Here is a 16,689-nt window from a genome sequence, read left to right on the forward strand (position 1 = left end):
CGCGCGGCCGGTGCCGGTGACGGACATCGGCCCCCTCGTGCCGGTGCCCGCGCTGCGACGGGTGCTGGACGAGCGCGTGGCCGACGCACACCGGCGCCTGCGCGAGCACGGCGACGACGGCATCACCGCCGGGCTCGCCGCCGCGGACCACCACGGCCACGCCCACACCCACCCGCCGGGCGAGGGCCACGGCCACGCGCACGGACACACCCATGCGCACGGGCCCGGGGACGCGCACCGGCACCACCACCATCCGTCCGCCGCCGAAGCGGACCGAGGCATCAGGAGCATCGCATGACGTTCCGTCAGCAGTACCTGTACGGAGACGGCCCGATCGAACTCAACGCGGGCCGCCGCACGCTCAAGGTCACCGTGAGCAACACCGGCGACCGGGCCGTCCAGATCGGCTCGCACTACCACTTCTTCGAGGTCAACTCGGCGCTCTCCTTCGACCGCGAGGCGACCCTCGGCATGCACCTCAACATCGCGGCCGGCACCTCCGTACGGTTTGAGCCCGGCGGGACGCGCGAGGTCGAACTCTGCGCGTACGCCGGAACCGGCCGGCTCACCGGCTTCAGCGGGCTGCTCAACGGCAGCCTCTCGTCGCACCCCGCCCGCGTGGAAGCCGTCCGCCGGGCCATCGAACGCGGCTTCGAGGGCGCGCAGCGCGCGACCGCCGCCTCCGGTTCCAAGGACACCAAGGACACCAAGGACACCAAGGACACCAAGGGGGACTCCAAGGGTCCCAGGTCCGGCAAGGACAAGAAGAAGGGTTCCCGCTGATGCCCATCCTGCCCCGCAAGCAGTACACCGACATGTTCGGTCCGACGGTCGGTGACCGCTTCCACCTCGCCGACACCAACCTCGTCGTCGAGGTCGAGAAGGACTACAGCGAGGGCCTGTACGGCGACGAGGTCGTCTACGGCGGCGGCAAGACCATGCGCGACGGCATGGCCTCCGACCCGCAGGCCACCGCGGCCCAGGGAGCCCTGGACACCGTCATCACCAACGTGGTGGTCATCGACCCCATGATCGGCGTCGTCAAGTGCGACATCGGCATCAAGGACGGCTTCATCGTCGGCATCGGCAAGTCCGGCAACCCGCAGACGCAGAACAACGTCGACCCGGACCTGGTCGTCGGACCCGGCACGGAGGCCATCGCGGGCGAGCACCTGATCGCCACCGCCGGCGCCATCGACACCCACGTGCACCTCATCGCCCCGCAGCAGGCCGAGCAGGCGCTGACCAACGGCATCACCACGCTCATCGGCGGCGGCACCGGTCCCACGGACGGCTCCAACGGCACGACCTGCACCCCGGGCCCGTACAACATCGGCAAGCTGCTCCAGGCGGCCGAGTCGTTCCCCGTCAACCTCGGCATCATGGCGAAGGGCAACGGCAGCCTGCCCGAGGCGCTCAACGAGCAGGTCGCCGCGGGAGCCTGCGGTCTCAAGGTGCACGAGGACTGGGGCGCCACCCCGGCCGTCATCGACAACGCGCTGACCGTCGCCGACGCCCACGACGTCCAGGTGTCGATCCACACCGACAGCCTCAACGAGAGCGGGTTCTTCGAGGACACCCGCTCCGCCATCGACGGCCGGGCCATCCACACCTTCCACAGCGAGGGCGCGGGCGGCGGCCACGCCCCCGACATCCTCCGCGTCACGGGGGAGCCGAACGTCCTGCCGTCCTCCACCAACCCGACGCTGCCGTACACCAAGAACTCGGTCGACGAACTCCTCGACATGGTCATGGTCTGCCACCACCTGAGCCGCGACATCCCCGAGGACGTGTCGTTCGCCGACAGCCGGGTGCGGGCCGAGACCATCGCCGCCGAGTCCGTGCTCCACGACCTCGGCGTGATCAGCATGTTCTCGTCCGACTCCCAGGCCATGGGCCGCATCGGGGAGTCCGTCACCCGGGCCTTCCAGACCGCGCACCACTGCAAGGACAAGCTCGGAATCCTGGAGGGCGACTCGGAGCGCAACGACAACCAGCGGGTGCTGCGCTACCTCGCCAAGGTCACCATCAACCCCGCCATCGCCTCCGGGATCTCCGACTACGTGGGTTCGATCGAGAAGGGCAAGCTCGCCGACATCGTGCTGTGGCCCATCCACTCCTTCGCCGCCAAGCCGAAGATGATCATCAAGGGCGGCATCGTCTCCTGGGCGCAGATGGGCGACCCGAACGCCTCCCTGCCGACCCCGCAGCCGGTGATCTACCGGCCGATGTTCGGGCAGTACGGCAAGGCGCTCCAGGCCACCCACGCCACGTTCATGTCGCAGGCGGGCATCGCCGCCGGGGTGCCGGCCGAACTCGGCCTGGAACGCCAGGTCCTCCCGGTCCGCCGTACCCGCACCATCGGCAAGCACAACATGATCCGCAACGACGCCCTGCCCGACGTCCAGGTCGACCCGGAGACGTTCAAGGTCACGCTCAACGGCAAGGTCGCCACCATCGACCCGGCCGAGACGCTGCCCCTGAACCACCTCTACTTCCTGGTCTAGGGCCGATGTACCGCAAGGAGGGCGACATCGCGGGCGACCCCGGCCCGGCGGGGACCACGGCGGCCACCGGCCTCGGACCGCTGCTGGTCAGCCTCCAGCTGACCGACTCGGCGTTCCCGAGCGGCTTCTACACCCTCTCGCACAGCCTGGAGGGCTACGCCCAGGCGGGCGCCGTGGACTCCGAGAGCCTGCCGTCGCTGCTGGCGGACCTGCTGCTGCACGGAGTCGGTCCCGCCGACGCCACCGCGCTCGCCCTCGCCCACCGGGCGACCGCGGCGGGCGACCCGGAGACCGTGGTCCGGATCGACGAGCACCTGTTCGCCACGAAACTGGGCCGGGAGATGCGCCAGGCCGCCACCCGGACCGGGCGCCAGCTCCTGGACCTGGGCCACGAGGTCTTCGGCCACCCGGAGATCGGCGACTACTACGACCGGGTCGTGCGCCGCGAGGCCCCGGGCACCCAGGCGGTGGCGGCCGGGGTCGTCTACGCGGCGACCGGCGTCCCGGTCCGCCAGGCGGTCGCCGCCGACCTGTTCGCGTTCTGCGTGAGCTTCGCCGGTGCCGCCCTGCGGCTGAGGCTGACCGATCACCGTACGGCGCAGACCCTGCTCAGAGGCGCCGCACCCGTCATCGAGACCACCGTCGACGCGGCGCTGCGCAGGGAACTGGACGACGTCGGCGCCACCGTCTTCGCCTCGGACGTCATGTCGGGCCGTCATGAACGCGCCGAGGCCCGGCTCTTCGCCAGCTGAGCACCCACCACGACACCCCTAGGAGCACCATGGACGACAACGTACTCAGGGTCGGCATCGGCGGACCCGTCGGTTCCGGCAAGACCGCGCTCATCGAGGCACTGGTCCCGGTCCTCATCGCGCGCGGTCACCGCCCCGCCGTCATCACCAACGACATCTACACCCAGGAGGACGCCCAGCACGTCCGCCGCACCCTGGCCGGCGTCCTCGAAGCCGAGCGGGTCGTCGGCGTCGAGACGGGTGCCTGCCCGCACACCGCCGTACGCGACGACCCGACGATGAACCTCGCGGCCGGCGCCGAGATGCTGGAGCGCTTCCCGGACACCGACACCCTCCTGTACGAGTCCGGCGGCGACAACCTCACCCTGACGTTCAGCCCGGCCCTGGTCGACCTCTTCCTCTTCGTGCTCGACACGGCGGAGGGCGAGAAGATGCCCCGCAAGCGCGGACCCGGCATCACCGACTCCGACCTCCTGGTCATCAACAAGATCGACATCGCGCAGTACGTGCGTACGGACATCGGCGTCATGGAGTCCGACGCCCACCGGGTGCGGGGCGACCGCCCCGTCGTCCTCACCGACTGCCTGACCGGCGTGGGTGTGGACGAGATCGCCGGCTACCTCGAATCGCGCCGCAAGGTGCTGATCTGACGTGCCGCTCGCCCCGCAGCGGCCGAAGGCCCGGCTCACCGAGGAGTACTACGCGCCCGTCCGCGTCCCCCCGGACGTGGCCGCACTGGCCTCCGTCCCGGACACCCTGGCGCCCGGCTCACCGGCCAAGGTCGGCATCCTCGACCTCGCGTTCGCCGTGCGGGGCGGGCGCACCGACCTCGTCGGGCGCTACCAGAAGACCCCGCTCCAGATCATGCGCCCGCTGTGGATCGACCCCGCGCAGCCCGGCATGAGCTACGTGTACCTGATGGCGACCGGTGGCGGCATCGCCCAGGCCGACCGCTACCGGATGGACTTCCACTGCGGTCCCGGCACCCAGGTCCACCTGACGACCCAGGCCGCGACCAAGGTCTTCCGGATGGAGCACGACTACGCCAGCCAGCGCGTCCACCTCACCGCCGAGGCCGGCAGCTACGTCGAATACCTCCCCGACCCGCTCATCCCGTTCCGGGACGCCCGGTTCTACCAGCGCACCGAGGTCACCGTCGCACCCGGCGCCACCGTCCTCGTCGGCGACACCCTCACCGCCGGCCGGCTCGCCCGGGGCGAGCGCCACGCGTACCGGATGCTCGCCACCGACCTCCGCCTCAGCAGGCCCGACGGCACCCTCCTCGCGGTCGACACCCTGCGCCTGGCGCCCGGGCAGCCGGGCACCGGAGTCACGGGGCCCGGGGTGTTCGCCGGCCACGACCACGTCGCCTCGCTCTTCGTGGTGACCGACCGCGTTCCCGCCACCGGGCTCTCCGACACCCTGCACGAGGCACTGGCCGGGCTCGGTGTCCTGTACGGGGTGAGCGTGCTGCCCCGGGACTGCGGGGCGTGGGTGCGGCTCCTGGACGACAGCCCGGTCCGGGTCGCCGAGGCGCACCGGGCCGCCTGGCACGCCGTACGCCGGCTGCTCACCGGCCACCCGCCGCCCGACCTGCGCAAGCCGTAGCGTTCCCCGCCCCCTCCCTACACGAGGTACCGCCGATGATTACCGCTCCCGCGCCCATGCCGGCCGCCTACGACTCCGGGGACACCGCCTGGCTGCTCGCCGCCACCGCCATGGTCCTGCTGATGACACCCGGCCTCGCGTTCTTCTACGGCGGCATGGTGCGCACCCGGCACGTGCTCATGATGATCAAGATGAGCTTCGCCGCACTGGCCTTCGGCACCCTCGTGTGGTGGGTCCTCGGCTACACCCTGGCGTTCGGGCCGGACGTCGGCGGTGCCGGGCTCATCGGGAACCTCGACCACGCGTTCATGAACGGCATCGGACTCGACACGCTGAGCGGTGCCATCCCCACGTACATCTACAGCACTTTCCAGATGGGCTTCGCCGTCATCACCGTGGCGCTGATCAGCGGCTCCATCGCCGACCGCGCCACCATGCGGGGCTGGCTCGTCTTCGTCGTGCTGTGGCTGCTGATCGTCTACGTCCCCATCGCGCACTGGGTGTTCGACAAGGACGGCTGGATCGTGAAGCACCTCGGCGCCCTCGACTTCGCCGGCGGGCTGCCGGTGGAGCTCAACTCCGGAGTCGCCGGGCTCGCCGTCGCCCTCGTACTGCGCGCGCCCCGCGACTTCGCGCGCCGCGAGGAACGCCCCAACAACATTCCGCTCGTGGTCGTCGGCGTCGGGCTGCTGTGGTTCGGCTGGTTCGGCTTCAACTCCGGCTCCGCGCTCACCGACCAGGGCACGGCCGCGGCCGCGTTCATCAACACGCAGCTCGGCGCGGCGGGCGCCATGGTGACCTGGCCGCTGGTCGAGAAGTGGCGCACGGGCCGCGTGACCACCATGGGCGTCGTCTCCTCCGCCGTCGCGGGCATGGTCGCCATCACCCCGGCCTGCGGCGAGATCAACACGCTGGGCGCGGTCATCACGGGTCTGGTCGTCGGTGCGGTGAGCGCGTACGCCATCACCCTCAAGTTCCGTTTCAACGTGGACGACACGCTCGACGTGGTCGGGGTGCACGGGGTCGGCGGGCTCATCGGGCTGATCATGGTCGGCCTCTTCGCCACGGCCCGGATCAGCGGCAAGGAGGGCCTGTTCTACGGCGGCGGCTGGGGCCTTCTCGGCAAACAGCTCGTCGCGATCGTGTCCGTGATCGCGTTCTCGTTCATCCTCACCTGGCTCATCGCCAAGGCCGTCGACCTGACCGTCGGCTTCCGGGCCAAGGAGGAGTACGCGAACGTACCCGGCGAGGAGACCGAGCGCGCGTACGACTTCCAGACCGCCGAGCGCCTGGGGGCGCTGGTCTCCGGGCGGCGGGTGGCGAGCGACGACGAACTCGTCCAGCAGATCAGCCGGCTGCTGCGGGCCCGCGAGAGCGAGAAGTAGCGGCTCACGCCCTGGTCGGGCGCAAAAAATCGCGTACGAACGTGCGGTGCCACCAGCAACCGGTGGCCCGCAGTTCGGACCAGGTGGTGAACCGGTAGCGGAAGACCCTGGCCCGCACCTGGGCGGGCGGCGCGTCCGGGAACGGGTTGTGCCGCAGCAGCCGCAGCGTGTCCCGGTCGTTCTCCAGCAGCCGCTCCACGAACGGCCCGAACCAGGACCGCGCGTACGCGGGTGAGAGCGCCGCGAACCACATCATCCAGTCGAGCCGCAGATGGTACGGGGCGAACTGGCGCGGCATCCGGCGCGGATCGCCCGGCTTGCCCCGGAAGCCGTACTCCTTCCACACCGTACCCGGGTGCACCACCGCGTCCGCCGTGCCCTCGACCACTACCTCCAGGCGGACCCGGCTGATGCTGCCGAACGCGCCGTACGTGTTGACCAGGTGCAGCGGGTCGAAGGACCGGTTCATCACCTGGCGGCGGGAGACCAGATTGCGGGCCGGACGATAACTGAGGACCAGGACCAGCGCGGTGACCGCGATGACCACCACTTCGTACCAGACGGGCGCGCCCCGCTGGGCGGGTGGCCCGGTCACAGGGGACCAGTCGATGACCGGCAGGGCGAGCGTGATGGTCAGCCAGTTCAGCCAGGCGAAGTTCCCCGAGAGCACCAGCCACACCTGGGTGACGATCATCAGCCCGGCCGCCACGCTCGCCACCGGCTGCGGGGTGAACAGCAGGACCGGCACGAGCAACTGGGTCACATGGTTGGCCGCCACCTCCACCCGGTGCACGGGGCGGGGGAGGCGGTGGAAGAACCAGCTCAGCGGACCCGGCATCGGCTGCGTCTCGTGGTGGAAGTCCAGACAGGACAGGTTCCGCCAGCAGGCGTCGCCGCGCCACTTGATGAGCCCGGCACCGAACTCCAGCCGGAACAGCAGCCAGCGCAGCAGCCAGAGAACCAGCACCGGTGGCGCCGTGCCGGCGTTCCCCAGGAAAACGGCGAGGAACCCCGTTTCGAGCAGCAGCGATTCCCAGCCGAAGCCGTACCAGACACCGCCCACCTGCACGATCGACAGATACAGCAGCCACGGCACCGCCCACAGCGCCATCGCGGCCCCCAGCGGCACCTGGTTGTCCGCCCCGGCGAGCAGCGCGACGGAGACGGCGCAGCCGGCCCAGGCGACCGCGGCGAGGGAACGGTCTGAGCAGTGCAGCCTGAAGAGCCCCGGGGCGGTGCGCCAGGACGTACGCCGCAGCGCCCCCGCCGCGGGCAGCATGCCGCGCTCCCCGATCAGCGCCCGGAACTGGAGCGCCGCGGTGAGGAAGGCGGACAGGTAGATGACGGCGAGGGCCTTCTGGAAGACCAGCCGGCCGAGCCAGTACCCGTCAGCGGTGAACCACTCCATCGCTACCAGTATGGCCCGGCACCGCCCCCCGGCTCATCGGCCGGGCGCCCCGCGCCCCTCGCGCTCCTCCGTGACGATCCGGCGCAGGGTACGGCCGAGCCGGCGCGCGTACCACCGCTGGAGCGGCGGCACCATCGGCCCGCCGAGCCGGGAGTACCAGCGGGCGGGCAGGCTGAACGCCATCACCCTGAACCAGACCGTGCCGTCCTCGGCGAGTTCGGCCACGAAGCACTCCTCGCCGCGCTCCGGGTGACCCGCTTCCGTCCCGTATCCGAACCCGATCCGTTCGGGGCCGTACTCGGCCCAGATGACCCTGCAGGGTGCGGCGAGTCGCAGCGGCCCGGCCCGCACCGCCACCCGAACGGCCGTCCCCGCCTCGGCGTTCGGCGTGGACGCCTGCACATGCGCCCCGGCCCCGCGGTGCACCCGGAACCCGGTGATCGCCGCTCCGGCCGCCTCGAAGTCGGCGCGGCCGCGCCCGACCCGGCTGCGGTGGTGCAGGTGGTTGTAGCCGTCGGGGAGCGGGCCGAGACGGGTGGCTCCGGTCTCCGGGTAGTTGAGGCTGCTCATCAAACGCTTCCTTTCTCGTCGTGGAGGTGAAGGCACCGCCCCCCGAGTTGAACGGGTTCAAACCGTTCTCGACGCAGAATCTACGACTCTGTCCGGACGCCTACAAGGCGGCAGCGGTGCGCGTCCGGGGCGGCGGTTGGCTTGCGGGGGCGGGGGAAGTGCGGCAGACATGAGGGGAGCGACCGGGAGACCGGTGACCAGGCAGGAGACCCGCCGTGCCCTCACGCACAGGACCGCGCCGCACCGTTCCCGCCCTGCTCTGCGCCGGCCTCCTCCTCAGCGCGGGCTGCGTCGGGGGCGCCCCGGCCCGTGCCCCAGCCAAGCGATCGGCCGACGCCTCCGACCTCGTCCTTCAGCCCGCGGCCGACCCCGGGACCGCACCCTTCACCGCCTCCACCGCGGGCGGCCCCGCCCTGCCCCCGGGCGCCCCACGGACCCGGGCGCCCCGCTCCCCGTCGGCGCCCGGGCAGGCGCTCAAGCGCACCGGATCGACGCCGGGCCTGTACGCCGGAACACGCGCCGTCCCCTCCTGCGACGTGGAGGCGGAGATCCGGATGCTTGCGGTGGACCCGGTGCGGGAAGAGGCGTTCGCGCACCGGGTCCACCGCACGCGAGCGGGTCGCCGGCTTCCTGCGCGGCCTGACGCCCGTCCTGCTGCGCGCCGACACCCTGGTCACCGGGCACGGCTTCCGGGACGGCTCCGTCACCACCTACCAGGCCGTGCTGCAGGCCGGCACCGCGGTCATGGTGGACGCCCGGGGGCTGCCCCGGGTCCGCTGCGTCTGCGGCAACCCGCTGGACGAGCCGGCCGGCCCGGGCGACCCGGCGGCCGGAACGGGGAGGCGGTGGGAGGGGTTCGACCCGGCGCGGACCGTCGTGGTCGAGCCCGCCGCGCGGACCCTGGCGGAGCTGGTGATCGCCGACCTGGTCCACCACGGCTGGATCGCCCGGCCGGCCGGCGGCGAAGGCACCGGCGACCGCGTTCCCGAGAAGCAGCCGCCCTACACCCCCGACACCGACATCACCGGCCCGCTCCCCGACGTACCGCCACCCGCCACGAAGCGGCCGTAGAAGCCGTCGGAGCCCACGCCGTCCCGGTCCCCGGAGGACTGCCCGACGCTCGGCGTACCCACGCCGGAGACGCCCACACCGCCCGGTGAGCCGGCGGCGGCCAAGCGCGTCCCCGTCCGGGCGCCCGGGGAAACGCGCTGCCCCGCGCCGACCGGTGAGCCCACGGACGAGCCCTCCGGGATGCCGCCGGTACCGGACGAGCCGCCCGGGTCCGACGAGCCGCCGACGTCCATCCGGCTGCCCCGGGGCGCCGACGGCGTTCCGGCCGCGCGGGCGTGAGGGGCGGCGGGCCTCACCACTCGGCGGGCCTCACCCCTCAGCGGGTCTCACCGCTCGGCGGGCCTCACCGCTCGGCGGGCCTCACTCCTCGGCGGGCCTCACCGCTCGGCGGGCCTCACTCCTCGGCGGGCCTCACCGCTCGGCGGGCCTCACTCCTCGGCGGGCCTCACCGCTCGGCGGGCCTCACTCCTCGGCGGGCCTCACCGCTCGGCGGGCCTCACTCCTCGGCGGGCCTCACCGCTCGGCGGGCCTCACTCCTCGGCGGGCCTCACCGCTCGGCGGGCCTCACTCCTCGGCGGGCCTCACCGCTCGGCGGGCCTCACTCCTCGGCGGGCCTCACCGCTCGGCGGGCCTCACTCCTCGGCGGGTCTCACCGCTCGGCGGGCCTCACCCCTCGGGAGGCCTTACTCCTCGGTGGGCAGCCAGTTGCCGTGGAGGCCCAGGGGGACGCGGACCGGGATGCGGACCCGGGCCACCGGTCCCGACGCCGGGTCCTCGGACGGGATGACGAGCAGCCAGCTGGTCCCGTCGGTGCGGTCGGTGGCGTACGTCATCCAGTAGCCGCCCTCACCGGGTCCGGTGCCGGGGACGGGCGCGAAGACCGGCTCACCGACCGAGAGGTCCCCGGCCCGCCACACCACCTGCGGGCTGGAGGGGTCGTTGCCGTCGTACCAGCGCAGCGCGTCGTACTCGCCCGGCAGCAGGTCCTGGCCGCCCGAGTCCGAGGCCACGGCCAGCTGGTGGTGGCGCCTGCCGATCAGCCGGTCGTCGGTGCGCGGGAGCTCCATCCGGACGTCGTCCAGCACGGTCCGGCGCATCGTGCCCGCGACGGGATCGATGACCGCGCGCACCAGACCCGCGTCATTGGGCCCCGCCCCCTCGGCGGGCGCGCCCAGGGACAGGCGGGTCCACTGCACGTAGTCCAGCACCACATCGCCGCCACCGGGCTCGGTGTCGTACGCGTTGACCGTGTGCCACAGCCAGAAGGCGTCGTCCGACGCCCAGCGCACCGGGCCCCCGCCGCGCGGGATCAGGGCCAGGCGGGTGCCGCGCTCGGGGCGCCAGTCGATCATCGAGCCGCCGTTCATGGCCGCCGCGATGTCGAAGAACACCGGTGCCAGCACGAGCACCAGGAAGCGCGGGGTGATCGCCATGTCGTGGATCATCATCGGCTCGTCGACCCCGTCCACGGGGGCGGGGCCCCGGAGCACGTCGCCCAGGGGGCCGATCGAGGACCAGGTGAGGTAGGGCGGCTCCAGGCCGTAACAGTAGACCAGCATCTCGCCCGTGACCGGGTCGGTCTTCGGATGCGCGGTGATGCCCGCCGGCAGCGACCCGCCGAAGGTCTCCTTGCCGACGGTCGCCAGGTCGGGCGTCATGAGGAACGGGCAGTCGGACTCGGCGAGCGCCAGCAGCCGTCCCGCGTGGCGCACCACGTTGATGTCGGGCATGTCGCGGAAGGTGCCGGCCAGCTCCGGCCCGACGTCCGGCTCCTGCGGCAGGATCATCGACTCGATGCCGCCCCACAGTGCCCGCCCGGCCCGCTCCTCGGCGACCACGGCGGGTGTCCGGACGAACCGGTTGCGGTACCGGGCCCGGCCGCCGGAGATCCACACGCCGTGCAGCATTCCGTCGCCGTCGATGGGGTAGAGATACGAACCGATCGGGGTGAAACGGGGGTTGGGGCCGTTGCGCAGGAACACCCCGTCCAGTTCGCCGGGCAGTGCACCCGTCACTTCAAGATCCGCCTCGTCGACCTCCTCGGTCACGGGGGCGAAGCGCCCCGAGAGGTGGACGACCCGGCTCGGGTCGAAGGCGTGTGCGGCATGTGCGGCCATGGCGGCCTCCCTTGCCGGAACGTGGGCGCGCCCGGGGCCGGCGCCTCAGGCCCTGGCTGACTCCTCATTCAATCCCCGGCCCGGGACCCCCGCAACGCGGGTCGCGGAGTGCGAAGGACCGTTCCCGGGCCCACCATGGAAGGCGCGGCAGACCGCCGCGCCGGGCCATGCCTTCGGAGGTGTCCGGTGCCCGAAACCCGTTCCGGGCGGCGGACGGGGAATCTCTTCTTCGCCTTCGCGCCCTGGATCATCTTCGTCGTCGTCGCCTCTCCCAGCACGTGGGAGTACGCCGCGCTGGCCGGCCTGGTGGCCGCCGTGGTGCTCAACCTGCCGGACATGCGCCGGGGTTCCTTCAAGGTCCTGGAGGTCACCGGAGTCGTCTTCTTCGCGGTGCTGAGCGTCCTGGCACTGTTCCTGGACCGTCAGGACCTGGACTGGGTCGAGAGGTACGCCCAGGTGCTGTCCAGCGCCGTAATCGCGGTGGTGGCGCTCGGTTCGCTGGCGTTCGTCCCGTTCACCGAGCAGTACGCACGAGAGTCGACGCCGCGGGAGGTGTGGGGTTCGCCTGCGTTCCGCCACGTCAACCGGGTGCTCACGCTGCTGTGGGGAGCGGTCTTCGCGGCCACCGCCCTGCTGGGTCTGCTCGCGTTGCACACCTCGTCGGGGCGCGACTGGTTCAACTGGATCATCCCGGTGGTCCTGCTGGTGCTCGCCGTCCGCGTCACCGAGCGCTATCCGGACCGGGTGCGTGAGCGGTCCCGCGACGCGCACGCCTCCCCATGACGCACCCGGCTCCGGCAGCCCCCTGACGACGACGGCCCCGCACACCGCTTGCGGGTGTGCGGGGCCGTCGCCCTGGTGTCAGTTACCGGCCTCCGAGGCGTCCAGCATCGCCTCGCGCTCCACGACCTTGACGCGTTCACGGTCCTGCTCGGCTCCGAGGGCGCGCTCGTGCGCGTCGAGGCGGTACCAGCCCTCACGGGTGGTGTAGCGGATGCCGCGCTCCTCCAGGAAGGCGGTGACGGCCTCCGGCTCCGGCCGCTCCGGGGCGGGCAGCCGCCCGGCGGCGTGGTCCTCCAGCAGGCAGGCGACCGTCTCGTTGGCGTCGCCCTTCGTGTGGCCGATCAGGCCGACCGGACCACGCTTGATCCAGCCGGTGACGTACACCGACTCCATCGGCTCGCCGCCTTCGAGGACCCGGCCCGCGGCGTGCGGCACCGTGCCGGACGCGACGTCGAACGGCAGCTTCGGCAGCTCGCGCGAGTAGTAGCCCACCGCCCGGTAGACGCTCTGGACGTCCCAGTCGTGGAAGGTTCCGGTGCCCCGCACGTTTCCGGTGCCGTCCAGCTCCGTGCGCTCGGTGCGCAGGCCCGTGACCCGGCCGTCCTCGCCGATGATCTCCACGGGGGACTCGAAGAAGTGCAGGAAGAGCTTGTGCGGCCGGTCGCCGACGTCGCGGATCGCCCAGTTCTCCAGCGTGGAGGCGACCATGTTGGCCTGCTTGTTCCCGCGCCGGGTCTCGATCGAACCCGCGTCGTAGTCGATGTCCTCGGGGTTGACGATGACCTCGATGTTGGGCGAGTGGTCCAGTTCGCGCAGCTCCATGGGGCTGAACTTCGCCTGCGCCGGGCCGCGGCGGCCGAAGACGTGCACCTCCAGTGCCTTGTTCGCCTTCAGGCCGTCGTAGACGTTGGCCGGGATCTCCGTCGGCAGCAGCTCGTCGGCGGTCTTCGCGAGGATGCGGGCCACGTCCAGGGCCACGTTCCCGACGCCCAGCACGGCGACCTTCCCGGCCTCCAGCGGCCAGGTGCGCGGGACGTCCGGGTGGCCGTCGTACCAGGAGACGAAGTCGGCGGCCCCGTAGGAGCCGTCCAGGTCGTGGCCGGGGATGTCGAGCGCACGGTCCGCGTCGGCGCCGGTGGAGAAGATCACCGCGTCGTAGAACGTGCGCAGCTCGTCGAGGTCCAGGTCGTTCGGGTAGTCGACGTTGCCGAACAGGCGCAGCTGCGGCTTGTCCAGCACTTGGTGCAGGGCCTGCACGATGCCCTTGATGCGCGGGTGGTCGGGCGCGACGCCGTAGCGGATCAGGCCGAAGGGGGCGGGCATCCGCTCGAAGAGGTCGATGGAGACGCCCGGGTCGGCGGCCGCGTCGGATTTGAGCAGCGCGTCCGCCGCGTAGATGCCGGCGGGACCGGCTCCGACGATGGCGACGCGGACGGGGCGTGTCATGGCGAGCTGTTCCTTCGAACGGATGAGCAGAAGCGGGGCCGGTTGGTAAGGCAAGGCTTAGTCGGCCCCGTCGCACACGTTAGCCCCTAATCGGACCCGCTTTCGTGGCGGGGCGGCCCTACTGGGCGGTATGCGGGCCTTCCTCCCGCACTGATGTCCGGGAAATCCTGGGGATGCGGCCCTCCGGGCATGTGTCCTATCGCACGTTCACCACGTGGACGGTTCAGTCGAAGAATCGGACAAATAGTGGCAGAGTGACGCACATGGATGATCGGGCAGCGGGTGCCCTGTCACTCCCGGACGACTGGCCCGCCCACCCGGATCTCAGTCTCGCCCTGAACCGAATGGGCAGCTTCGACTGGGATCTCGACAGCGGCCTCATGCACTTGGACCGGCCCGCCCTCGACGTGTTCGAGCTGAGGGCCGACGAATACGACAACCGGCCCGAGACGCTCGGGCTGCGGGTGCCGCCGGACGAGGGCGTCCGGCTGGACGCCATGGTCTCCGAGACGCTGAAGAGCGGCCGCAGCAACTACGGGGCCTACTTCCGCCTCCAGTCGCGCGACGGAACCCTGCGCTGGGCGCACACCCAGGGCTTCGTACGCCGCGACGACAGCGGCCGGCCCCGCCGGATCATCGGCATCGTGCGGGACGCGGGCCCCGAGCTCACCGAGTCCGCCGCCCGCCGCGAGCTGGACGAGGAGCTGCGCCGCCGGACCAGCCTGGTCGACGCCACCACGGCCGCGCTGGCCCACGCCCGTACCGTCAAGGACGTCATAGAGGTCCTCAAGAACTCCGAGGGCCTGGCGCTGCTCGGCGCGACCAGCCTGGTCATGGGGCTGACCGAGGCCGGGCGCATCCACCTGGTGGCCGACGGGCCCGAGGGCTCGTTCGTGCCCGGCACCCGGTACACCCGGACGGACGAGCAGTACCCGATGAGCGAGGTCGTCCGCACGCTCGGACCCCGCTTCATCGAGTCGGCCGAGGACTTCGCCGCCTCGTACCCCGTCCTGTGGCCGCACATCAGCCACCTCGGGATCACCTCGGCCGCCTACCTCCCGCTGATCGCCCAGGCCCGCCCCATCGGCGCGCTCGGCCTCCTCTACAGCGGCAAGGACGGCTTCACCGCCGACGAGCGGAACCTGCTGCTGGCCCTCGGCAGCTCCATCGCCCAGAGCCTTCAGCGGGCCATGCTCTACGAACAGGAGCACGACCTCGCCGAAGGGCTCCAGCAGGCCATGCTGCCGCGCCGGATCCCCGACGTGCCCGGCGCCCAGATCGCGGTGCGCTACCGCTCGGCCCGGCTCGGCCGGGACATCGGCGGCGACTGGTACGACGTCATCCCGCTGCCCGGAGGCCGGGTCGGCGCCGTCATCGGGGACGTGCAGGGCCACGACACGCACGCCGCCGCCGTGATGGGCCAGCTGCGCATCGTGCTGCGGGCGTACGCCGCCGAGGGGCACAGCCCCGCCACGGTCATGGCACGCGCCTCCGTCTTCCTGCACGAACTCGACACCGACCGCTTCGCCACGTGCACCTATGCCGAGGCCGACCTGACCACCGGCGTGGTCCAGCTGGTGCGCGCCGGACACGTCGACCCGCTCGTGCGCGACGCCGACGGCGGCTGCCGCCGGGTGCCCTCCGAAGGCGGGCTGCCGCTCGGGCTCTCCGCCGAGTTCGGCCGGCTCGAATACCCGGTCGGCACGGTCGAGCTGGACCCGGGCCAGACCATGGTGCTGTTCACCGACGGACTGGTGGAGCTCCCCGGCGCCGATCTGGACGAGGGCACCCAGCGGCTCACCGCCCTCGTCACCAACGGCCCGCAGGACCTCGACCAGCTCGCCGACCGCCTCTGCGCGTCCGTGGACGAGCGCGGCGGCGAGGACGACGTGGCCCTGCTGCTCCTGCGCCGCAAGGCCGCACAGGCCCCCCAGCCGGGCGGGCGGCTCCAGCAGCACGTCGCCCAGAACGACCCCGAGGCGCTCAGCTCCGCCCGCCACATGATCCGGGCGGCGGTCCGGGCCTGGGGAGCGGGCGACCGGGCCGACGAGGTCGAGCTGGCCGCCGACGAGCTGGTCACCAACGCCCTGATGCACACCGACGGCGGCGCCATCGTCACGATCCGGGTCCTCACCGGTCCCGAGCGGCGGCTCCGGGTCGACGTCGAGGACCGGTCGAGCGCCCTGCCGCGCCGCCGGGACGCCGGCGATGCCGGCGTCTCCGGACGCGGACTGCTGCTGGTCGACCAGCTCGCGGACGCCTGGGGCGTCGAGTCCCGGGGCACCGGCAAGTGCGTCTGGAGCGAGTTCGTCGTTCCACCACGCGGCTGACCCGCCACCCGCCCTTCGTCCGGACGGCCGAGAAGCGGCGCGCAACGCGAACGTAACTGAACGTAACGTGTCTGTACTTGACCGTGATGGACCACCGGAGATTGACTGCACCTGGTCGGTCTCCCGTCTTCGATGACATGAGGACCCGTTGGGCACTGAGCTACTGGCACCCCTCGATCTCGCCTTCTGGCACCTCGAATCCGCTGCCCACCCCATGCACCTCGGCGCGCTCGCCGTCTTCGCGCCGCCCCCCGGCGCCGGCCCCGGCGCCGACGCGCTCCTCGGCCTCCTCGGCGACCGCGCCGCCGCGATTCCCCGGCTGCGCTTGCGGGTACGCGACGTGCTGCTGCCCGTCGGCGGCGCGGCCTGGTCCACCGACCCCGAGTTCGACGTGCACCGCCACGTCCGGCGCGTACGGCTGCCCGCCGAGGAGACGGCGCCCGGCGGCGCGGGCTTCATGGCGGCCGCGACCCGGCTCGCCGGAGAGCTCATGGAGCGGCCGCTCCGCCGGGGACTGCCGCCCTGGGAGATGTACCTCATCGACGGACCGGGCGGCGGCCCGTTCGCCGTGCTCGTCAAGCTCCATCACGCCCTCGCCGACGGCATGCGGGCGGTCACCATCGGGGCCGGGATCTTCGACGAGATCGCCACCGCGACCACCCGGCCCCGCCCCTCCGCCCGGCCGCGCCCGATGCCGCCCCGGTCCTGGATG

The 16,689-nt window shown here is 72.2% G+C and carries 13 protein-coding genes and 2 pseudogenes; 11 read left to right on the forward strand and 4 right to left on the reverse strand.

Translation table 11 applies throughout. The features are described from left to right. From G3I41_RS14035 to G3I41_RS14065, 7 genes and pseudogenes are all read left to right on the forward strand, one after another. Positions 1–298: pseudogene (locus G3I41_RS14035) on the forward strand (cobalamin biosynthesis protein CbiX); the annotation flags it as partial. After that, the gene (locus G3I41_RS14040; protein WP_164400545.1) at positions 295–783 is read left to right on the forward strand and encodes an urease subunit beta; all 489 of its coding nucleotides are present in this window, start codon (positions 295–297) and stop codon (positions 781–783) included. The pseudogene G3I41_RS14035 and the gene G3I41_RS14040, both read left to right, overlap by 4 nt. After that, the gene (gene ureC / locus G3I41_RS14045; protein WP_164400546.1) at positions 783–2,507 is read left to right on the forward strand and encodes an urease subunit alpha; all 1,725 of its coding nucleotides are present in this window, start codon (positions 783–785) and stop codon (positions 2,505–2,507) included. Before G3I41_RS14040 ends, ureC begins: the two co-directional genes overlap by 1 nt. A gap of 5 nt (positions 2,508–2,512) precedes the next feature. After that, the gene (locus G3I41_RS14050) at positions 2,513–3,259 is read left to right on the forward strand and encodes an urease accessory UreF family protein (RefSeq protein WP_164400547.1); all 747 of its coding nucleotides are present in this window, start codon (positions 2,513–2,515) and stop codon (positions 3,257–3,259) included. Positions 3,260–3,288: 29 nt separating this feature from the next. Continuing rightward, complete coding sequence (gene ureG, locus G3I41_RS14055; protein WP_164400548.1) at positions 3,289–3,909, forward strand: urease accessory protein UreG; 621 nt, start codon at positions 3,289–3,291, stop codon at positions 3,907–3,909. Between the two features lies 1 nt (position 3,910). Next, on the forward strand, positions 3,911–4,867 hold the full coding sequence (locus G3I41_RS14060; RefSeq protein WP_164400549.1) for an urease accessory protein UreD: 957 nt from the start codon (positions 3,911–3,913) through the stop codon (positions 4,865–4,867). Positions 4,868–4,902: 35 nt separating this feature from the next. Beyond that, complete coding sequence (locus G3I41_RS14065) at positions 4,903–6,252, forward strand: ammonium transporter (protein WP_164400550.1); 1,350 nt, start codon at positions 4,903–4,905, stop codon at positions 6,250–6,252. A 4-nt stretch (positions 6,253–6,256) separates the two neighbouring features. Here G3I41_RS14065 and G3I41_RS14070 read toward each other — a convergent pair whose 3' ends face one another. Together G3I41_RS14070 and G3I41_RS14075 are read right to left on the reverse strand one after the other, a co-directional pair. Beyond that, on the reverse strand, positions 6,257–7,660 hold the full coding sequence (locus G3I41_RS14070) for a lipase maturation factor family protein (RefSeq protein ID WP_164400551.1): 1,404 nt from the start codon (positions 7,658–7,660) through the stop codon (positions 6,257–6,259). A gap of 33 nt (positions 7,661–7,693) precedes the next feature. Next, positions 7,694–8,230, reverse strand: a complete 537-nt coding sequence (locus G3I41_RS14075; RefSeq protein ID WP_164400552.1) for a DUF1990 domain-containing protein — start codon at positions 8,228–8,230, stop codon at positions 7,694–7,696. A 536-nt stretch (positions 8,231–8,766) separates the two neighbouring features. On the opposite strand from G3I41_RS14075, the pseudogene G3I41_RS36835 reads away from it, so the two are divergent. Then, positions 8,767–9,301, forward strand: a pseudogene (locus G3I41_RS36835) (DUF6777 domain-containing protein). 683 nt (positions 9,302–9,984) lie between these two features. Here G3I41_RS36835 and G3I41_RS14085 read toward each other — a convergent pair. After that, positions 9,985–11,418, reverse strand: a complete 1,434-nt coding sequence (locus G3I41_RS14085; protein WP_164400553.1) for a carotenoid oxygenase family protein — start codon at positions 11,416–11,418, stop codon at positions 9,985–9,987. Positions 11,419–11,604: 186 nt separating this feature from the next. On the opposite strand from G3I41_RS14085, the gene G3I41_RS14090 reads away from it, so the two are divergent. Then, positions 11,605–12,201, forward strand: a complete 597-nt coding sequence (locus G3I41_RS14090; protein WP_164400554.1) for a hypothetical protein — start codon at positions 11,605–11,607, stop codon at positions 12,199–12,201. 78 nt (positions 12,202–12,279) lie between these two features. Here the strand turns inward: G3I41_RS14090 and G3I41_RS14095 are convergent, their stop codons facing one another. After that, positions 12,280–13,647 carry an FAD-dependent oxidoreductase gene (locus G3I41_RS14095; protein ID WP_164400555.1) on the reverse strand — a complete coding sequence of 456 codons (1,368 nt, stop codon included), beginning with the start codon at positions 13,645–13,647 and terminating at the stop codon, positions 12,280–12,282. 263 nt (positions 13,648–13,910) lie between these two features. Here G3I41_RS14095 and G3I41_RS14100 point away from each other — a divergent pair, with 263 nt between their 5' ends. Both G3I41_RS14100 and G3I41_RS14105 read left to right on the forward strand, forming a co-directional pair. Further along, positions 13,911–15,977, forward strand: coding sequence for a SpoIIE family protein phosphatase (locus G3I41_RS14100; protein ID WP_203600999.1), 2,067 nt, complete (start codon positions 13,911–13,913; stop codon positions 15,975–15,977). A 148-nt stretch (positions 15,978–16,125) separates the two neighbouring features. Beyond that, positions 16,126–16,689, forward strand: a 564-nt coding sequence (locus G3I41_RS14105; protein ID WP_275408410.1) for a wax ester/triacylglycerol synthase domain-containing protein, incomplete at its 3' end; no start/stop codon positions are given.

Origin of the sequence: Streptomyces sp. SID9727 (assembly GCF_010550605.1) — a bacterium.
Lineage (GTDB): Bacteria > Actinomycetota > Actinomycetes > Streptomycetales > Streptomycetaceae > Streptomyces.

Coding starts and splice junctions, on each gene's coding strand:
- G3I41_RS14065 (WP_164400550.1), top strand. CDS start 4,903: ATGATTACCGCTCCCGCGCCCATGCCGGCCGCCTACGACTCCGGGGAC.
- G3I41_RS14040 (WP_164400545.1), top strand. CDS start 295: ATGACGTTCCGTCAGCAGTACCTGTACGGAGACGGCCCGATCGAACTC.
- G3I41_RS14100 (WP_203600999.1), top strand. CDS start 13,911: ATGGATGATCGGGCAGCGGGTGCCCTGTCACTCCCGGACGACTGGCCC.
- G3I41_RS14095 (WP_164400555.1), bottom strand. CDS start 13,647: ATGACACGCCCCGTCCGCGTCGCCATCGTCGGAGCCGGTCCCGCCGGC.
- G3I41_RS14075 (WP_164400552.1), bottom strand. CDS start 8,230: ATGAGCAGCCTCAACTACCCGGAGACCGGAGCCACCCGTCTCGGCCCG.
- G3I41_RS14050 (WP_164400547.1), top strand. CDS start 2,513: ATGTACCGCAAGGAGGGCGACATCGCGGGCGACCCCGGCCCGGCGGGG.
- G3I41_RS14070 (WP_164400551.1), bottom strand. CDS start 7,660: ATGGAGTGGTTCACCGCTGACGGGTACTGGCTCGGCCGGCTGGTCTTC.
- ureG (WP_164400548.1), top strand. CDS start 3,289: ATGGACGACAACGTACTCAGGGTCGGCATCGGCGGACCCGTCGGTTCC.
- ureC (WP_164400546.1), top strand. CDS start 783: ATGCCCATCCTGCCCCGCAAGCAGTACACCGACATGTTCGGTCCGACG.
- G3I41_RS14085 (WP_164400553.1), bottom strand. CDS start 11,418: ATGGCCGCACATGCCGCACACGCCTTCGACCCGAGCCGGGTCGTCCAC.